General features: G+C 71.8%; 10 protein-coding genes. 3 read left to right on the top strand and 7 right to left on the bottom strand.

Features of this window, described 5'->3' with window-relative positions; genetic code table 11:
- Positions 1 to 411: 411 nt before the first annotated feature.
- The 3 genes from ACFVYA_RS04320 to ACFVYA_RS04330 form a co-directional block, all read right to left on the bottom strand.
- Entirely contained in the window at positions 412 to 1971 is a 1560-nt protein-coding gene (locus ACFVYA_RS04320; protein ID WP_387042271.1) for an amidase, read from the bottom strand.
- Positions 1971 to 3314, bottom strand: coding sequence for a type I glutamate--ammonia ligase (gene glnA, locus ACFVYA_RS04325; protein WP_285988585.1), 1344 nt, complete (start codon positions 3312 to 3314; stop codon positions 1971 to 1973). Before glnA ends, ACFVYA_RS04320 begins: the two co-directional genes overlap by 1 nt.
- 61 nt (positions 3315 to 3375) lie before the next feature.
- Entirely contained in the window at positions 3376 to 4656 is a 1281-nt protein-coding gene (locus ACFVYA_RS04330) for an MFS transporter (protein WP_285988584.1), read from the bottom strand.
- 87 nt (positions 4657 to 4743) lie between these two features.
- Between ACFVYA_RS04330 and ACFVYA_RS04335 the strand changes: the two genes are divergently transcribed.
- Positions 4744 to 5370, top strand: coding sequence for an LppX_LprAFG lipoprotein (locus tag ACFVYA_RS04335; protein WP_387042275.1), 627 nt, complete (start codon positions 4744 to 4746; stop codon positions 5368 to 5370).
- A gap of 60 nt (positions 5371 to 5430) precedes the next feature.
- Here the strand turns inward: ACFVYA_RS04335 and ACFVYA_RS04340 are convergent, their stop codons facing one another.
- A complete protein-coding gene (locus ACFVYA_RS04340; RefSeq protein ID WP_387042278.1) occupies positions 5431 to 6993 on the bottom strand; it encodes an alpha/beta hydrolase in 1563 nt (520 codons plus the stop codon).
- Between the two features lie 155 nt (positions 6994 to 7148).
- On the opposite strand from ACFVYA_RS04340, the gene secA2 reads away from it, so the two are divergent.
- On the top strand, positions 7149 to 9488 hold the full coding sequence (gene secA2 / locus ACFVYA_RS04345) for an accessory Sec system translocase SecA2 (protein ID WP_387042281.1): 2340 nt from the start codon (positions 7149 to 7151) through the stop codon (positions 9486 to 9488).
- A gap of 103 nt (positions 9489 to 9591) precedes the next feature.
- Positions 9592 to 11313: an NAD+ synthase gene (locus tag ACFVYA_RS04350; protein ID WP_387042283.1), complete on the top strand. Its 1722-nt coding sequence runs from the start codon at positions 9592 to 9594 to the stop codon at positions 11311 to 11313.
- Between the two features lie 55 nt (positions 11314 to 11368).
- Here ACFVYA_RS04350 and ACFVYA_RS04355 read toward each other — a convergent pair whose 3' ends face one another.
- From ACFVYA_RS04355 to ACFVYA_RS04365, 3 genes are read right to left on the bottom strand one after another with little or no spacing between them, the layout of a single operon-like run.
- Positions 11369 to 12271, bottom strand: coding sequence for a JmjC domain-containing protein (locus ACFVYA_RS04355; RefSeq protein WP_387042286.1), 903 nt, complete (start codon positions 12269 to 12271; stop codon positions 11369 to 11371).
- A 21-nt stretch (positions 12272 to 12292) separates the two neighbouring features.
- A complete protein-coding gene (locus ACFVYA_RS04360) occupies positions 12293 to 13531 on the bottom strand; it encodes a lanthionine synthetase C family protein (protein ID WP_387042289.1) in 1239 nt (412 codons plus the stop codon).
- On the bottom strand, positions 13528 to 16521 hold the full coding sequence (locus ACFVYA_RS04365) for a lantibiotic dehydratase (RefSeq protein WP_387042292.1): 2994 nt from the start codon (positions 16519 to 16521) through the stop codon (positions 13528 to 13530). The genes ACFVYA_RS04360 and ACFVYA_RS04365 overlap by 4 nt, the downstream gene beginning before the upstream one ends.
- Positions 16522 to 16550 lie beyond the last annotated feature (29 nt).

Below are 16550 nucleotides of genomic sequence, written 5' to 3' on the forward strand. Positions count from 1 at the left end.
AATACTTGCTCTCAAAGGAACCTCATACGAGGTTCAATACATAAGCTCTACTGGCTTAGTTCACTAGCACACTGTTGAGTTCTCAAGCAACACACTCTGAATCCACCCGCGTTATCGGCGGCTAAATCCTCGGCAGTTGTTCCAAGCGATATTCACAAGCTTTTGGTCGAGCATGCCTCAGCCTACGGGTTTAGTCGTAGGGGGTCGGCGGCCGCTCGTGGGCCGACGCTGAACATTACCCGGTCCGATCCGCGGTGTCAACCCGCTCGTCCCGGCCTGGTCTCCGGGGCTTGCGGCCCCGGTGTGACCCGGTGTTCCTGGCGACGAAGAGAAGATTACATGCCCCGGAACGGGCCCCGAACAGGGGGGTCACTTAACGGCATCGCAGCAGGTCAGAGTGCTTACGGAGGGCTACGACGGCGAGGTCGGCAAGTACCGCGGCGGGACCCGCGCCGGAGCCACCCGCTCGAAGTCCGCCGCGAGCGCCAGCATCCGGGAGTCGGACCACCGGGCGCCCATGAACGAGATGCCCACCGGGAGCGGGCCGGCGAACCCCGCCGGCACCGTCACGTCCGGGTAGCCCGCCACCGCGGCCGGGGTCGAGGAGGGGATCACGTCGTTGTCGCCCACCGCGCAGTCCGTCTTCCACGCCGGCGGGTTGGTCGGCGACGCGATCGCGTCCAGGCCGTGCGCGGCCAGCGTCTCGTCCAGGGACCGGCGCGAAAGGTCCGTCAGCTCGGCGCGCCCGGCCAGGTAGCCCGGGTCCGACGGCGGCGGCGCGGCCAGTGCCTGCTCGAACAGCTCCTGCCCCGCGAAACAGGTCTGCTCCAGCGGGTCCGCACGGTTGTAGGCGATCAGCTCGGCCAGGTTCCGGGGCCCGGACGGGCGGGTCGCCAGGTACGCGTCGATGTCCCGGTGGAACTCCGTGAGCAGCGCCGGGAACTCCAGCTCCCCCAGCCGGTCCTGGTACGGCAGCGTCACGTCGACGACCGTCGCCCCCGCTTTGACCAGGGAATTCCTGGCGGACGTCATGATCGCGTCGGTCGCCGGGCCGAGCACCGGCAGCCGCCACAGGCCGATCCGCGCGCCGCGCAGGACGCCCGGGCGAAGCAGCTTCGCGTAGTCCTTCGGCTGGGTGCGCGGGTAGGTGAGCGTGGCCGGATCCGACGGGTCCCTCCCCTGCAGGACCGACAACGTCAAAGCCACGTCGACCACGTTGCGGGCGATCGGGCCCGCGGTGTCCTGCTCGGCCGAGATCGGCACCACGCCGGTGCGGCTGACCAGGCCGAGGCTGGGTTTGTGCCCGACCGTCGCGGTCATCCCGGCGGGGCACACGATCGAGCCGTCCGTCTCCGAGCCGATCGCGACCTGGGCCAGCGACGCCGCCACGCCGGCCGCCGACCCCGCGGACGACCCGCACGGGTTGCGGTCCAACACGTACGGGTTGTTCGTCTGCCCGCCGACACCCGACCAGCCGGACGTCGGCTTCGCGGCGCGGAAGTTCGCCCATTCGGAGAGGTTCGCCTTGCCGAGGATCACCGCGCCCGCCGCGCGCAACCGCGTGATCAGGGTCGCGTCCGCGGCCGGGTGGCTGCGCAACGCCCGCGACCCGGCCGTCGTCCACAGGTCGCGGGTGTCGACGTTGTCCTTGACCAGCACCGGGATGCCGTCGAGCGGCCCGCGCAGGCGGTGCGCGCGACGCCGGGCGTCGCTCGCCGCGGCCTGGCCGAGCGCCGACGGGTTGAGTGCCAGGACGGCGTTGACCTTACCGTCGATCCGGTGAATCCGGTCGAGGTAAGTGCTGGTCAGGCCCACGGCGGAGAGCCGGCCCGACGCCATCCGCGCCTGCAGGGCCGGGATGTCGGCGGAGTCGAGGTCGAACCTCGAAGGAGCCGCCGAAGCGACGGGCGCGGCGGGGACGAGCACGAGTGCGGCGGCCAGGATCGCGAGGAACACCGGCCGCCGCCCCATCAGAGCACCGGCAAGAGGGTTCGGAGTTCGTACGGGGTGACCGCGCTGCGGTAGTTGTCCCACTCCACGCGCTTGTTCCGGAGGAAGAAGTCGTAGACGTGCTCGCCGAGCGCTTCCGGCAGCAGTTCGGACTTCTCCATCTCGGCCAGTGCTTCTCCCAGGTTCTGGGGTAGCTGGGCGTACCCGGCGGCGCGCCGCTCGGAGTCGCTCAGCTGCCAGATGTTGTCCTCGGCGGGTGGCGGCAGCTCGTAGCTCTTTTCGATCCCCTTGAGCCCGGCGGCCAGGATGACCGAGTACGCCAGGTACGGGTTGCACGCCGAGTCCAGCGTACGGATTTCCACCCGTCGGGATGACGCCTTTCCGGGTGAATACATCGGGACGCGGACGAGCGCGGACCGGTTCGCCCGGCCCCACGACACCGTCGTCGGGGCCTCACTGCCGCTGATCAGGCGTTTGTAGGAGTTCACCCACTGGTTGGTGACCGCCGAGATCTCCTTGGCGTGGTGGAGCACCCCGGCGACGAAGGCCTTGCCGGTCTCCGACAGCTCGTGCGGGTCCTCGGCGTCGTAGAAGGCGTTGCGGTCGCCTTCGAACAGGCTGACGTGCGTGTGCATCCCCGAACCGGGCTGGTCGGTGAACGGCTTGGGCATGAAGGTCGCGCGCACGCCCTGGGTCAGCGCAACCTCCTTGACGACGTAGCGGAACGTCATCACGTTGTCGGCCATCGTCAGCGCATCGGCGTAGCGGAGGTCGATCTCCTGCTGGCCCGGTGCCCCTTCGTGGTGGCTGAACTCGACCGAGATGCCCATCGCTTCCAGCGTCTCGATGGCGTGCCGGCGGAAGTGCGTCGCGGTGGCGTGGCTGGCCTGGTCGAAGTAGCCGCCGTTGTCCGCGGGCTCCGGCTCGCTGCCGTCGTCCGGCATGGTCGAGAGCAGGAAGAACTCGATTTCGGGGTGGACGTAGCAGGTGAAGCCCGCTTCGGCGGCCTTCGACAGCTGGCGGCGGAGCACGTGCCGCGGGTCCGCCCACGACGGCGAGCCGTCGGGCATCGCGATGTCGCAGAACATGCGCGCCGAGTAGGGGCCGCCCTCCGGCGTCTCCCACGGCAGCACCTGGAAGGTGGACGGGTCCGGTTTGGCGACCATGTCCGATTCGTAGACCCGCGCGAAGCCCTCGATGGCCGAACCGTCGAAGCCGATCCCGTCGTTGAAAGCGCCTTCGAGCTCCGCCGGCGCGACCGCGACGGACTTGAGGAACCCCAGCACATCGGTGAACCAGAGACGGACGAAACGGATGTCGCGCTCCTCGAGCGTGCGAAGCACGAATTCCTGCTGGCGATCCATGGCCGCACCCTAACCACAGCGTGTTAACGGCGTGTTTCGCGACGCGCCGTGGCCGCCGAAGTCACGTCGCGAGTACCGCAACGGGCTTCTTCGCCCGCGTGATGGCCAGCGAAGCGACCGACGCAATGACGGCCAGCACGGCGGCCGAATACCAGGCCAGGGTGTAGTTCCCGAGCTGGTCGCGGACCAGGCCCGCGGCCGACGCGGCGAACGCGGCCCCGAGCTGGTGGCAGGCGAACACCCAGCCGAACACGATCGGCCCGGCGTCGCCGAACGCGCGGACGCAGAGCGCGACCGTCGGCGGGACCGTGGCCACCCAGTCGAGGCCGTAGAACAGGATGAAGGCCCACATGCTCGGCTGCACGGAGTCGGTGAACAGCTGCGGCAGCAGCGCCAGCGACAGCCCTCGCAGGGCGTAGTAGACGCCGAGCAGGATCCGCGGGTCGATGCGGTCGGTGAGCCAGCCGGAGAAGATCGTCCCGACGACGTCGAAGACGCCGACCAGGGCCAGCAGGCCCGCCGCGGTCGTCTGCGGCATGCCGTGGTCGTGCGCGGCCGGGACGAAGTGGGTGCCGACCAGGCCGTTGGTCGTCGCGCCGCAGATCGCGAAGCCGGCCGCGAGCAGCCAGAACGTCCGCGTCCGGGCGGCCTGGCCCAGCACGGAGAGCGCGCGGCGGACCGAGCCGGTCTTCGGCGCCGGCCGCGCGACCTCGGCCTCGGCGGGCGCGCCGTAGGCCGTGGTGCCGACGTCGGCGGGGTGGTCGCGGATCACCAGCAGGACCACCGGGACGACGGCGAGCGCGGCGATCGCGATCACCAGCGACGCCGTGCGCCACCCCGAGCCCACCGCCAGGTTCGCGATGAGCGGCAGGAAGATCAGCTGGCCGGTGGCCCCCGCGGCGGTCAGGACGCCGGTGACGACGCCGCGACTGCGGACGAACCACCGCGCGGCGACCATCGCGGCGAACCCCATGGCCATCGAGCCGGTGCCGAGGCCGACCAGCACGCCCCAGCACAGCACGAGCTGCCAGCTCGCGGTCATGAAGACCGTGCCGCCCGCGCCGAGGGCGATGACGGTCAACGCCGTCGCCGAGACGCGCCGGATCCCGAAGCGCTCCATCAACGCGGCCGCGAAGGGCGCGAAGAGGCCGAAGAGCACGAGGTTCACCGAGACGGCGGAGCTGATGGTGGTGCGGGACCAGCCGAACTCTTCGTGCAGCGGGTCGATCAGGACGCCGGGAGCGGCGCGGAAGCCGGCGGAGGCGAGCAGCGCGACGAAAGCGGCGCCGGCGATCAGCCACGCGCGGTGCAGCTTCGGGGCGGGACGGGTCTCAACGGTCACCCCGGCAGTCTCATCGCCCGCGCGTGAGGTCGAAAGTGGCCGGAAGGACATCATCCGCAAGGATTGGGCCAACAGTAGGCTTTCGCCATGCCCCGCCTCGCGCTGCTGCTCGCGCTTCTCCTGACGGCCGGTTGCACGGGCTCGCCCGATACCCGCGGCCCCTTCCCGGCGGGCGCTGCCCTGGTGAGCGAGGCCGCGACGTCGTTCGCCTCGGTGCGGAGCGTGCACTTCGCGGCCGGCGTCAACGGCGTGCTGCCGGGGTTCCCGCTCCGCCAGATCGAAGGCGACGCGACCCTCGGCGACGGCGGCACCGCGACCGGCACGGCCGACGTCCAGGACGACACCACCACCGGCGGGCACACCAAGTTCCCGTTCGCCGTGCACGACGGCCAGGACTCGCTGCCCGATGAGTACCGGATCAGCGCGTTCCTCGGCCCGCAAGGCGGGCTGAAGCGGCTGCTCGACGGGGTGACCGACGCCAAGACCGAGGGCCGCGAGAACGTCGACGGCGCACCCGCGCTGCGGGTCGCCGGCCGGGTGCCCGCCGCCGTCGCGCACAGCGTGCTCCCGCCGATCGGCGCCGACCTCAACGTCAAGGTCTGGGTCGCCGACGACGGCCCGCGGCGCTTCGTGCGGCTGTGGGTGCAGGTCCCGCCGGCCGGCGACCACCTCAGCCCGGTGATGATCGAGCTGTCGCTGACCGAGCAGACATAGCGCTTTGCGGGGTCCGGGTGGCGAAGCCCCCGGCCCGGGGCGACGCCCCGGTTGTCACAGCTACTGCCCCGAGCACCGCTTGCCGTCCGGCGGCACCGTGCCGTCGACCAGGTAGTCCGTGCCCGCTTCGTCCACGCACTTCACGCCCTGCAGGAACACCGTGTGCTGGGTGCCCTCGAAGGTGAGCAGCGCGCCCTTCAGGCCCTTCGCGAGGTTGACGCCGGCCTGGTACGGCGTCGCCGGGTCGTTGGTCGTCGAGATGACCAGCGTCTTCGCCAGGCCTTCGATGTTCGGCACGTGCGGTTCGGACGTGTTCGGCACCGGCCAGAAGGCGCAGGCGTCGCGGGCCGCCGAAGCCGGGCGGCCGTCGTCGAGGAACGGCGCCACCTTCACGTACTCCTCCTGCGCCTTGAGGATGACGGCCGGGTCGGTGACGCGCGGGTCGTCGACGCAGCGGATAGCCGTGAACGCGTCCTGCGTGGTGCCGTACTTGCCGTCGGAGTCGCGTTCGTTGTAGATGTCGGCGAGCTTCTCGAGCGTCGCCCCGCGCTGCTGCTTCAGCTCGTTGAGGCCCGAGTTCAGGGTGTCCCAGAGGCTTTCCTGGTAGAGCGCCTGGATGACGCCGGTGGTGGCGTCCTCGTAGGAGAGCTTGCGGCCGTCGCCGACCGGCACCGGGAAGTCGATCAGCGGGCGGACGAGGTCCTGGAACGCCTTCACCGCGCCGCCGGCGTCCGCGCCGAGCGCGCAGTCCTGCTGGGCCGTGCACCACTTCGCGAACTGCGTGAACGCCGTCCCGAAGCCCTGGCCCTGCGCGACGAGCGACTCGACCGCGTCCTGCTCGGGATCCACCGCGCCGTCGAGGACCATCGCGCGGACGTTCTTCGGGAACGCTTCGGCGTACGCCGACCCGATCCGGGTGCCGTAGGAGTAGCCCAAATAGGTGAGCTTTTCATCCCCGAGGACCGAGCGGAGGACGTCCAGGTCCTTCGCGACGTCGCGGGTGCCGACGTTGGCCAGCATCCCGGTGCCGTCGTCGGTGCGCTGGGCGCACTTGGCGGCGAAGTCCTTTTCCTGCGATTCCTGCTTCAGCACGCCCGCCGGCGAGCCGTCGGTCTCGCTGTCGTCGGAGCGGTCGGCGTCCCGTTCCTGGTCGGTCAGGCAGTGGATGGCGGGCTGGCTCGCCCCGATCCCCCGCGGGTCGAAACCGACCAGGTCGAAGCGTTTTCCGAGCCCGGTGCTGGTCGTCGGCTTGGCCAGCCCGGCGGCCGCGACCATGCCCGACGCACCCGGCCCGCCCGGGTTGACCACGAGCGAGCCGATCCGCGCCCCGGCGTCCGTCGCCTTGCGCCGGAGCAGGCCCAGCGTGATCGTTTCGCCCGCCGGGTTCGCGTAGTCCAGCGGCACGGTCAGGCGCGCGCACTGGACGTCCTTCGCCTGGAACGCCGACCGCGAGTCTTCCGATGTCGCGTAAGGTGCGCAGTCGGCCCAGCTCAGGCTCTGGCCGTAGAACCGCTCCAGACCGGCGGGCACCGGCCCGGACGGCGGGTGCGACTCGGTCGTCGGCGCGGGCGGCTCGGTCTTGCCGGTGGACGTGCACGCGGTCAGCGAGGCCGCGAACAGCACGGATGTCGCAATCGCGGTGATCCTGCGACTACGGGACCTGGCGCTGGGATGTGGGAACACGGTTGGATCGTCCCATCCGGCCGCGGAACTCGAACGCACCACCGTCGCGTTGGGTGGTGGAGGCCGGTCGAGCGAGAGAGAACGGGAGACCAGGGGTGGCAGCACTGATCAGCCGGGTGGGCAAGAAGCTCCGCCGGATCATCCAGCGGCCGGGCAGCGTCGAGCTGACCCGCTACGAAGCACTGCTGCCCGCGGTCGAGAAGCTCGAACCAGAGCTCGAGAAGCTCTCCGACGAGGAGCTGACCGAGCGGGCGGGCAAGCTTCGCGAGACGCTGAAGGACACCGCGTTCGGCGACGAGAAGCTGGTCGAGGTGTGCGCGCTGGGCCGCGAGGCCGCGCGGCGGGCCCTCGGCGAGCGCGCGTTCGACGTGCAGGTGCTGGGCACGATGGGCCTGCTCACCAAGCACGTCGTCCAGATGGAGACCGGTGAGGGCAAGACCCTCGCGGGTGCGCTGGCCGCGGCCGGGTACGCCCTGCGCGGAAAGCGCGTTCACGTCGTGACGGTCAACGACTACCTGGCCCGCCGCGACGCGGAGTGGATGGGCCCGGTGTACGCCCTGCTCGGCGTGTCGGTCGGCTGGGTCGAGCCCGCGCACTCCCGCGAAGAGCGTCGTGAGGCTTACGCCAAGGACGTCACGTACGGCGCCGTCGCCGAGATCGGCTTCGACGTGCTGCGCGACCGGCTGGTGACGTCGGTCGACGACCTCGTCCAGCCCGCCCCCGAGGTCGCCATCGTCGACGAGGCGGACTCGGTGCTGGTCGACGAGGCCCGCGTCCCGCTGGTGATGGCCGGCTCGATCGACCACACCGACGCCGACGAAGAGGTCGCGAAGGTCGTCCGGCGGCTGCGCCTCGGCCTGCACTACGAGACCGACAGCGAGGGCCGCAACGCCTGGCTGACCGACGCCGGCGCGTCCGTCGTCGCGAAGTCGCTCGGCCTGGAGGTCGACGACCTCTACGGCGAGACGGCGTCGGACCGGCTGCCCGCGGTGAACGTCGCCCTGCACGCGCACGCGCTGCTCACCCGCGACGTCGACTACCTGGTCCGCGACGGCAAGGTGCAGCTCATCAACGCCGCCCGTGGCCGCGTCGCCGAGCTCCAGCGCTGGCCGGACGGCCTCCAGGCGGCCGTCGAGGCGAAGGAGCAGGTCACCGCGACCGACCGCGGCGAGATCCTGGACTCGATCACCGTCCAGGCGCTGCTCGCGCGCTACCCCGAGGTCGCCGGCATGACCGGGACCGCGGTCGCGGTCGCCGAGCAGCTGCGGGAGTTCTACGAGCTCGAGGTCGCGGTCATCCCGCCGAACACGCCGAACATCCGTGAAGACCTCGAAGACCGGGTCTTCGCCTCGCCGTCGCAGAAGCTGCGGGCGATCGAGGAGGAGATCCGCACGGTGCACGAGACCGGGCGGCCGATCCTCGTCGGCACCCAGGACGTCGCCGAGTCCGAAGAGCTGGCCGAGAAGCTGGCGAAGGTCGACCTCGAGTGCGTCGTGCTCAACGCGCGCAACGACGCCGAAGAGGCCGCGATCATCGCCGAGGCCGGCAAGAAGGGCGCGGTCACCGTGTCCACCCAGATGGCCGGCCGCGGTACGGACATCCGGCTGGGCGGCACCGACGGGGCGACCCGCGAAGAGGTCGTCGAGCTGGGCGGGCTGCACGTCATCGGCACCGCGCGGTACCCGTCGAGCCGGCTCGACGGGCAGCTGCGCGGCCGCTCCGGCCGGCAGGGCGACCCGGGCAGCGCGATCTTCTTCGCGAGCCTGAACGACGAACTCGTGCTGTCGAACGCGCCGGACGTGCCCGAGGGCATCACCGACGACGAGGAGACCGGCGAGATCACCGACCCGGCGGCCTTGCGGCAGCTCAACCACGCCCAGCGCGTCGCCGAGGGTGTCGACCTGGAGATCCACCGCAACACCTGGCGCTACACGCGACTGATCGAGCGGCAGCGGCGGGACCTGCTGGTGCACCGCGACAAGGTGCTTCGCACCGCGTACGCGGTGGAGCAGCTCGAGAAGGCGCACCCGGAGAAGTTCGGCGAGCTGAAGGAGAAGCTCGACGACCAGGACAAGCTGGAGCAGATGTGCCGCGAGGTGCTGCTGTTCCACGTCGACCAGCTGTGGTCCGACCACCTGGCGTACCTGACCGACGTCCGCGAGAGCATCCACCTGCGCGCGCTGGCCCGCGAGACGCCGCTGGACGAGTTCCACCGCGCGGCGATCCCGGAGTTCCACAAGATCATCGGCGAGGCCGATTCCCGGGCCGCGAAGACGCTCGAAGAGGCGGAGCTGACCGACGAGGGCATCGACCTCGGTGAGGCGGGCGTGCGGCGCGCGAACACGACGTGGACGTACCTGGTGCACGACAACCCGTTCGATTCGGACTTCGAGCAGACCATCAAGAAGGTCCGGAGCATGATCAAGCGGAAGTAGCCGCTTCCGTCGGCAGGCCCCCCTCCGGTTCGCCGGGCGGGGGCCTTTCGATTTCGCCCACATTCGCTCGGCCTTCCGGGTGACCGTGAGCCAGAATGGCGGCATGCCGCAACTGCGCATCGCACTCGCCCAGGTCAACCCCACCGTCGGCGACCTCGACGGCAACGCCGATCTGCACGTCGAGTGGACGCGGCGGGCCGCCGAAGCCGGCGCGCACGTCGTCGTCTTCCCCGAGATGTCCCTGACCGGCTACCCCATCGAGGACCTCTCGCTCCGCAAGACCTTCGCCGCCGCCTCGCGGCAGGGCGTCGAGTCGCTGGCGCGCCGCCTCGACGAGGCCGGGTGCGGCGAAGTGCTCACCTACCTCGGCTACCTCGACCTCGACGACGTCGGCCCGCGCGACGCCGCCGCGGCGCTCTACCGCGGCGAGGTCGTCGCCCGGCAGTTCAAGCACCACCTGCCCAACTACGGCGTCTTCGACGAGCACCGCTGGTACAAGCCGGGCACGACGCTCGACGTCGTCCGGTTCCACGGGCTCGACATCGGCATGGTCATCTGCGAGGACCTCTGGCAGGACGGCGGGCCGGTCTCGGCGCTGGGCCGCGCCGGCGTCGACCTCGTCGTGGCGCCGAACGCGTCCCCGTACGAGCGGTCGAAGGACGAGCAGCGGCTGCCGCTCATCGCCCGGCGCGCCGCCGAAGCCGGGGCGCCCCTGGTCTACACCAACCAGATCGGCGGACAGGACGACCTCGTCTTCGACGGCGACTCGCTCGTCGTCGGCGCGGACGGCACGCTGCTGGCGCGCGCGCCGCAGTTCGTCGAGCACCTGCTCGTGCTGGACATGGACCTGCCGAAGACCGGGTACGCGGGCGACGGCTCGTACGAGGGCTTGGACGTCCGGCGGCGAGTGCTGAGCGAGGATCCGCTGCCGGCGTACGAGCCGACGGCCACGCCGGTGATCAGCGAGCCGCTGTCCGACGAGGCCGAGGTGTGGCACGCGCTGGTCGTCGGGCTGCGGGACTACGTGCACAAGAACGGCTTCTCGTCGGTGACCTTCGGGTTCTCCGGCGGCATCGACTCGGCGGTCTGCGCGGCGCTGGCGGCGGACGCGCTGGGCGGCGACAACGTCTACGGCGTCTCGATGCCCTCGAAGTACTCGTCGGGGCACTCGAAGGACGACGCCGCCGACCTGGCGCAGCGGATCGGCGCGCACTACCGGGTCGAGCCGGTCGAGGACATGGTGCGTGTGTACGTCGACCAGCTCTCCCTGACCGGCCTGGCCGAGGAGAACATCCAGGCGCGGACGCGGGGCATGCTCCTGATGGCACTGTCCAACCTGGACGGTCACCTGGTGCTCGCCACGGGCAACAAGACCGAGCTCGCCGTCGGGTATTCGACGATCTACGGTGACGCGGTCGGCGCCTTCGCCCCGATCAAGGACGTCTTCAAGACGCACGTGTGGCAGCTGGCGCGGTGGCGCAACGCCGAAGCGGTGAAACGCGGGGAGACCCCGCCGATCCCGGAGAACTCCATCACCAAGCCGCCGTCGGCCGAGCTGCGGCCGGGCCAGGTGGACACCGACTCGCTGCCGGACTACGCGCTGCTGGACGACATCCTCGACGACTACGTCGAGGGCGACCGCGGGTACGCCGACCTGGTGTCCGCGGGCTTCGACCCGGAGACCATCGACCGCGTGGTGCGGATGGTCGACAAGGCCGAGTACAAGCGGCGCCAGTACCCGCCGGGCACGAAGATCACGTTCAAGGCCTTCGGCCGCGACCGGCGGCTGCCGATGACCAACCTGTGGCGCGAGGGCAAGGCCTGATCACCGGTTCGTGAAGGGCGCCTCGAGGAAATTCCCCGAGGCGGCCTTCACGCGCTCACCAAGGCAGTCGTCGCGGTTCCACCGGCCACGGGTTCGGCCGGACCAGCGCGCCCGCGATCGCCGCGGGATCGGCCTCTTCGATCGCGGTGGCCATGCGGCGCAGCGCCTCGGCCACGATCCCGGTGCGCCCCGGCTGCCCCGGGGGTAGCGCTTCGTTCCGGTTGAACCGCGACCGCAGGTCTTCCGCCAGGACGTCGATCACCTGGTGCACCCGCGGGACCCCGATGGACATGGTGAGGTGCAGCGAACCTTCCGGACCGGCCTGGGCACGGTGGCCGAGGCCGGACGGCACGTAGATCGCGTCCCCCGGCTCCAGTACCACCTTGGCGCTCACCGGGGTGTCCTCGTCGATGTACCCCCGGTTCCAGTCGCCGCCGTCCGGGAGGTCGTAGAGCGTCCACTCCTTGGTGCCTTCGACCTGCACGGCGAACACGTCGGCGCTGTCGCGGTGCGGGCGGCTGCCGAACCGGCCGGGCGCGGTGAGGTACGCGTACGTCTGGGTGGAGCCGGACACCGCCGCGCCGATGTCGCGGCAGAGCCGGGCGGCCTGCGGGTCGTAGTGCTCCATGTTGCTGAGCACCAGCGTCGCCCCGCGCTCCAGGTGCTCGCCGATGTCGTCCGCGTGGGCGCAACCGGTGAGCTGGTGCTGGTTGAGCGTGCGCGACCGGGTGAAGGTGGTCACCGGCGCGGCGTCTCCGCCGTAGCTCACGGTGAGCTGCGGATAACGCAGGTTGCCGTACACCAGCCAGTGCTCGATCTTCTCGCGCGTCACGAGCTCGCGCACGGGATCGGCGGCGGCGAACACCAGGTGCTCCCGGCCCCAGCGCAGGTCCTGGGCCTGCTCGGGCTTGGCGAACAGCGCCGCCCAGGTCGGGTCGGTCGTGTAGTCGTCAGTCATTTCTCTCCCTGTGCCGAGATGTCATGCGGCGAGCAGCGCCGCGTCCCACCCGCATGCCGGTGTGCCGAGCCAGCCGAGCAGGGCCAGCGCGACGCCCGCGGCGCCCTCCAGGAACCCGGCGCTGTCGCTGTTCCCGTCCGCCCGGAAGCCGAACGCGGAACCGGGGTCGTAGGAGTCCAGGACGTGGGCGGCGATCCGGTCGGCGCCGGCGAGCAGTTCCGGCGAACCGGTCTCCCGGCCGGTCCGCGAAACCAGGTGCAGCAGCCCGGCCCAGCCGTGGCACAGGCCGGCATCCACCAGACCGAGGTCGGCCGCGGGCCGGCGCAGCGTCGCCGTCAGCGCGCAGACGGCTTCGTCCGTCCACTCCGGACGGCCGAACGCCGAGCCCGCCAGGGCCAGCGCCCGGGCGATGCCGGGAGTGCCGTAGCACCAGGCCGACTTGGTCGGTGCCAGCCGCGGCGGGCGGCCGGCCAGCTCCGCCGCGGCGATCCAGGCCGGCCAGTAGCGGCCGTGCTCGTCGAGGTCCGACCAGGTGAGCAGCCAGTCCACGATCCGCTCGGCCGCCGCCTCCTGGTCCGGCACCCGGACCCCGGCTTGCCAGGCGAGCGCCAGCAGGGCCAGCGGCCCCGCGATGCCGTGGGCCATCCCGGCATCGGCTTGCCCGGCCTTCGTGGCCGGGTGCTCGGCCCACCACCCCGGCCGCCCGCCGACGGTCTCGGTCAGCGCGACCAGGTACCGCAGCACGGCGCGCGTCACCTCGACCGCGCCGCGGTCCAGCAGGTGCCTGCCCACCCCGGTCACGCCGGTCACCACGTCGTAGGCGGAGAACACCGTGCCCGCCGTGCCCGAGGCCAGGCGCTCCCACTCCGGGTGGAGCCGGCGCGCGACCCAGCCGGTGAGCAGATCGTCCAAAGTGGACAGGAGACCGGCGTAGTCGCCGGGTCTGCGCACGGCCCGGGCAGTGGCGAAAGCCAGTGCGCCCGCTCCGACGTAGAGACCGTGCACCACCGGTTCCGCCTGGGCGCCCAGGGCCAAGTGGCGGTGGGTCACTTCGCGGTAGCCCGCGTCCGCGCACGCCAGTTCCGCGAACAGCAACGCCGTCGCGGGATAGCCGTCCGACAAGGACAACGGCGTCCACCGGTCCGGCGACCGCTCGGCCATCTCGGCCATCATCGCCACCGGATCGGCCAGCCTGCGCGCGACCTGCTCGACCACCAACCCGGCCCGCGTGCGGACGGCGGTCACGTCCACTGTGGTCACTTGCCGAACCTCGCCCGGTTGCGGTGGGCCTCGACGGCGCCTCGGGCCAGGGCCAGCGACCGGAACTCGGCTTCACGATCGATTCCGACGAGCCGGTTGTGGTGCATGTGCAGCAACGCCGTCAGCAGCGAGTCCGGCGCTCCGCCGCTCGCGCGGGCCTGCTCGCCGTACGCCGCCAGCGCCGGCCTCCGCGCCGCCCACGACTGCAGGAGCAGGTCGCCACCGGGACGCTCGGCGAGGGCACGCCAGCCGCTCGCCGGGTCCAGGAGCGCGACGGCTTCCCGGCGCACCGCCTGGAAGTCGCGGTGGTGGCGGCCCTTGGGGTACTGGCCGAGCAGCCACGCCGGCCAGTCGCGGTCCGGGTCGAACGCGTCGAGGAGGTCGAGGTAGTTGGCCGCGGCCAGCAACCCGGGTTCGATGCCCAGCTCGGTCAGCCGCAGCTGGGCGAGGACGGATTCGCTGTCGGCGCGGAAGGCGTGCTCGGCGGCCGCCATCAGCTCGGGACCGCCGTAGCGGGCGGACTCCGGGACGTAGGTGTCGAGCACGAGCCGGTTCGCCAGGCCGGCGGCGCACAGTTCGGCGGCCCAGGCGTGCAGGCCGGGCAGGAGTTCGCCGGCCGAGCCGTGGAAGCGCAGCCTCAGGTGCGGCTCGGGGTCGGTGTACCGGATGAAGAACCAGCGATCGGCGTCCAGGCGCAGCCGGCCGACGTGCTCGGCCAGCAGCTCGTTGTGGCGGGCGGCCGAGGCGTAGAGCTTGGCGTACAACCATTCCCCGCCGGGCAGGTGGGGTCGCGAAGGCGGCGGCTGCGCGACGACCCGGGCGGCGGTGCGGCGCGGTCCGGCCCCGCGCATCGGCACCACCAGCTCGGCGGTGTGGCCGTCGAGCCAGCCGGTGTCCGCCGGGCCGCCGAGCACCTCCCCGACGAGGGTGTCCGGGCGCCGGGTCAGCTCGTCGCGCAGCAGCCTGCGGTGCAGTTCACCGGAGAGGTCCAGTTCCAGGCAGGAGTCGCCGTCGATGGCCTGCACCCGCTCGGGAACCCGCCACCGCTCCCGCCACGCGTCGAGTTCGGTGTTCCAGTCCGCCCAGGACAGGCTCGTGTCCCGCATCAGGTTGCTCGCCCGCCACGTGGCGGTGGCCAGCACGGTGCGGCCGTAGCGGACCCGCGGCTGCATCGGCAGCCGCCGGATGACCGAGCCCCACGACCACGGGTCGAGCCCGCAGTGCGCCGTCGAGGTGATCTCCCTGATCAACCGCACGACGTTCGCCGTGGACCGGCTGGTGTTGACCCGGTGCGGCGAAACCGCCAGCACCTCGGCGCCCAGCGCGGGCGCGGCCAGGAACAGCCGGTCGCCGTCGAGGCCGACGGCCAGATCGGCCACGCCGAGCACGTCGTCGCGCCCGCGTTCGGCGAACGTCCCGATGGCGAGGGTGTGCCCGCACACCGAGGGCACCTGCAGCACGTTGCCCATGCGGCCGTGCAACGGGCGGAACACCAGCTGTGCGGCGAGCAGCTCCGGCTGGTCGGGTGTCACCGGGAGGGGCCGGTCGTCGAAGAGGTAGGCGAACCGGGCGAACATCTCCCCCGCGTTCGGCGACCCGCCCGACCGGCCCACCACCAGCTGGAAGTCGCCGTCGTCCAGGGCCGCGGCGGACGGGGAGAGCACCCGGACGCACAGCTCGGCGCTGTCCGGCGCCGGGGCGTCCGGACGGTGCGGCGCGAGGGCGTCCACGAGCTCGTCGTCGAGCACCACTTCGAGCGAGCCGTTGAGCAGCGCCCGCTGGGCGAGTGCGGCCAGGGTGTCGTCGAGCGGGGTGGGTGGGATCGCTTCGACTTCCATGCGCCGCTCGCTGTCCGGCACCTGGTAGCCCGCGGGCACGCCGAGGCCGCGTTCGGGGTCGACCAGTTCGGCCAGCGGCACCAGCTGCTGCATGCCGTACCGCTCGGCGAACAGTTCGCGGTACTGCGCGATCTGCGGCAGCTCCGGCCGGGCGGCCCCGAACCGGGTGAGGACCGAGGCGGCGCGGGCGGCCTCCTCGGCGACCTCGCGCGGCAGCCGCACCTCCGCGTCGACGCGCAGGTCGACCTGGATCGGGGCCCGCTCGGTGTGCTGGATCGCGCGCAGCGCGGCGACGGCCCGGTTCCACTGCGGCAGCCCGCCACCGATCGGCGCTTCGGCGTAGGCGGCCAGCAGGGTGCGCGCTTCCCGCAGCGCCGGCAGTTCCGGCAGATCGGGCACCGCGGCGAGCCGGTCGATGACGTGGCCGAGCAGGTCCGTGCCGCTCAGCGATGGCCGCAGGTCGGTCAGGAGCATGTCCCGGGTGACCAGGCCGGTCAGCATCTTCTCGATCGCCGCGGCGGATGCGCGCGGGAAGGCGGCGGCGACCTCGCCGGCCAGCGCGGTGAAGGCGATCGGTTCCCGGGCCCGTGCGAAGACCAGGTCGACGGGCGGGGTGCGGCGCACGGACAGTTCCCGGGCCGAGCGCGTCTCCTTGCCCCCGTCGTTCGCCACGTACGGAAGGACGAGCCGGTCGCCCCGGGTGAAACACAGGTCGTTCGCGACCACCCGCAGGGTGCGCAGCACGCGGGGATCGCCCTCCAGCCGTAGCACAACCGCGGTCAGCCAGCCCGCGTCGACCCGGACGCCCTTGCGGTGTGCCGGGCCGAGCCGCACCTTCGTCGCGTCGTCGAAGGCCGCCACCGCCACGCCGGAGTAGAGGCCGAACGGGGTCGGCCTGCCCGCCATGCGCAGCAGGTACCGGGCGACCGTGCGGGCTGCCCGGTCCACTTCGGTCGTCGCGGCGCGTCCCGCGTCCGCGTTCCGCAATGCCCCGGCGAGAGCGGTGCTCGACAGTTCGACGGCCTCGCGCACCACCGGATCGGTGAGCGCGGTGCGCAGCACACCGGATGCGTCGGCCAGGCTGACCCGCGTCGCCTCCGCCAGCGACGCCGGAGCGGTCGGCATGCGCAGCACGGCTGCTTCGTCAGGCACGTAGCGAACCACCGGGACTCCCTCCACAT

The sequence above is a fragment of the Amycolatopsis sp. NPDC058278 genome, assembly GCF_042881395.1.
GTDB lineage: Bacteria > Actinomycetota > Actinomycetes > Mycobacteriales > Pseudonocardiaceae > Amycolatopsis.

Coding starts and splice junctions, on each gene's coding strand:
- ACFVYA_RS04335 (WP_387042275.1), top strand. CDS start 4,744: ATGCCCCGCCTCGCGCTGCTGCTCGCGCTTCTCCTGACGGCCGGTTGC.
- ACFVYA_RS04355 (WP_387042286.1), bottom strand. CDS start 12,271: ATGACTGACGACTACACGACCGACCCGACCTGGGCGGCGCTGTTCGCC.
- glnA (WP_285988585.1), bottom strand. CDS start 3,314: ATGGATCGCCAGCAGGAATTCGTGCTTCGCACGCTCGAGGAGCGCGAC.
- ACFVYA_RS04350 (WP_387042283.1), top strand. CDS start 9,592: ATGCCGCAACTGCGCATCGCACTCGCCCAGGTCAACCCCACCGTCGGC.
- ACFVYA_RS04320 (WP_387042271.1), bottom strand. CDS start 1,971: ATGGGGCGGCGGCCGGTGTTCCTCGCGATCCTGGCCGCCGCACTCGTG.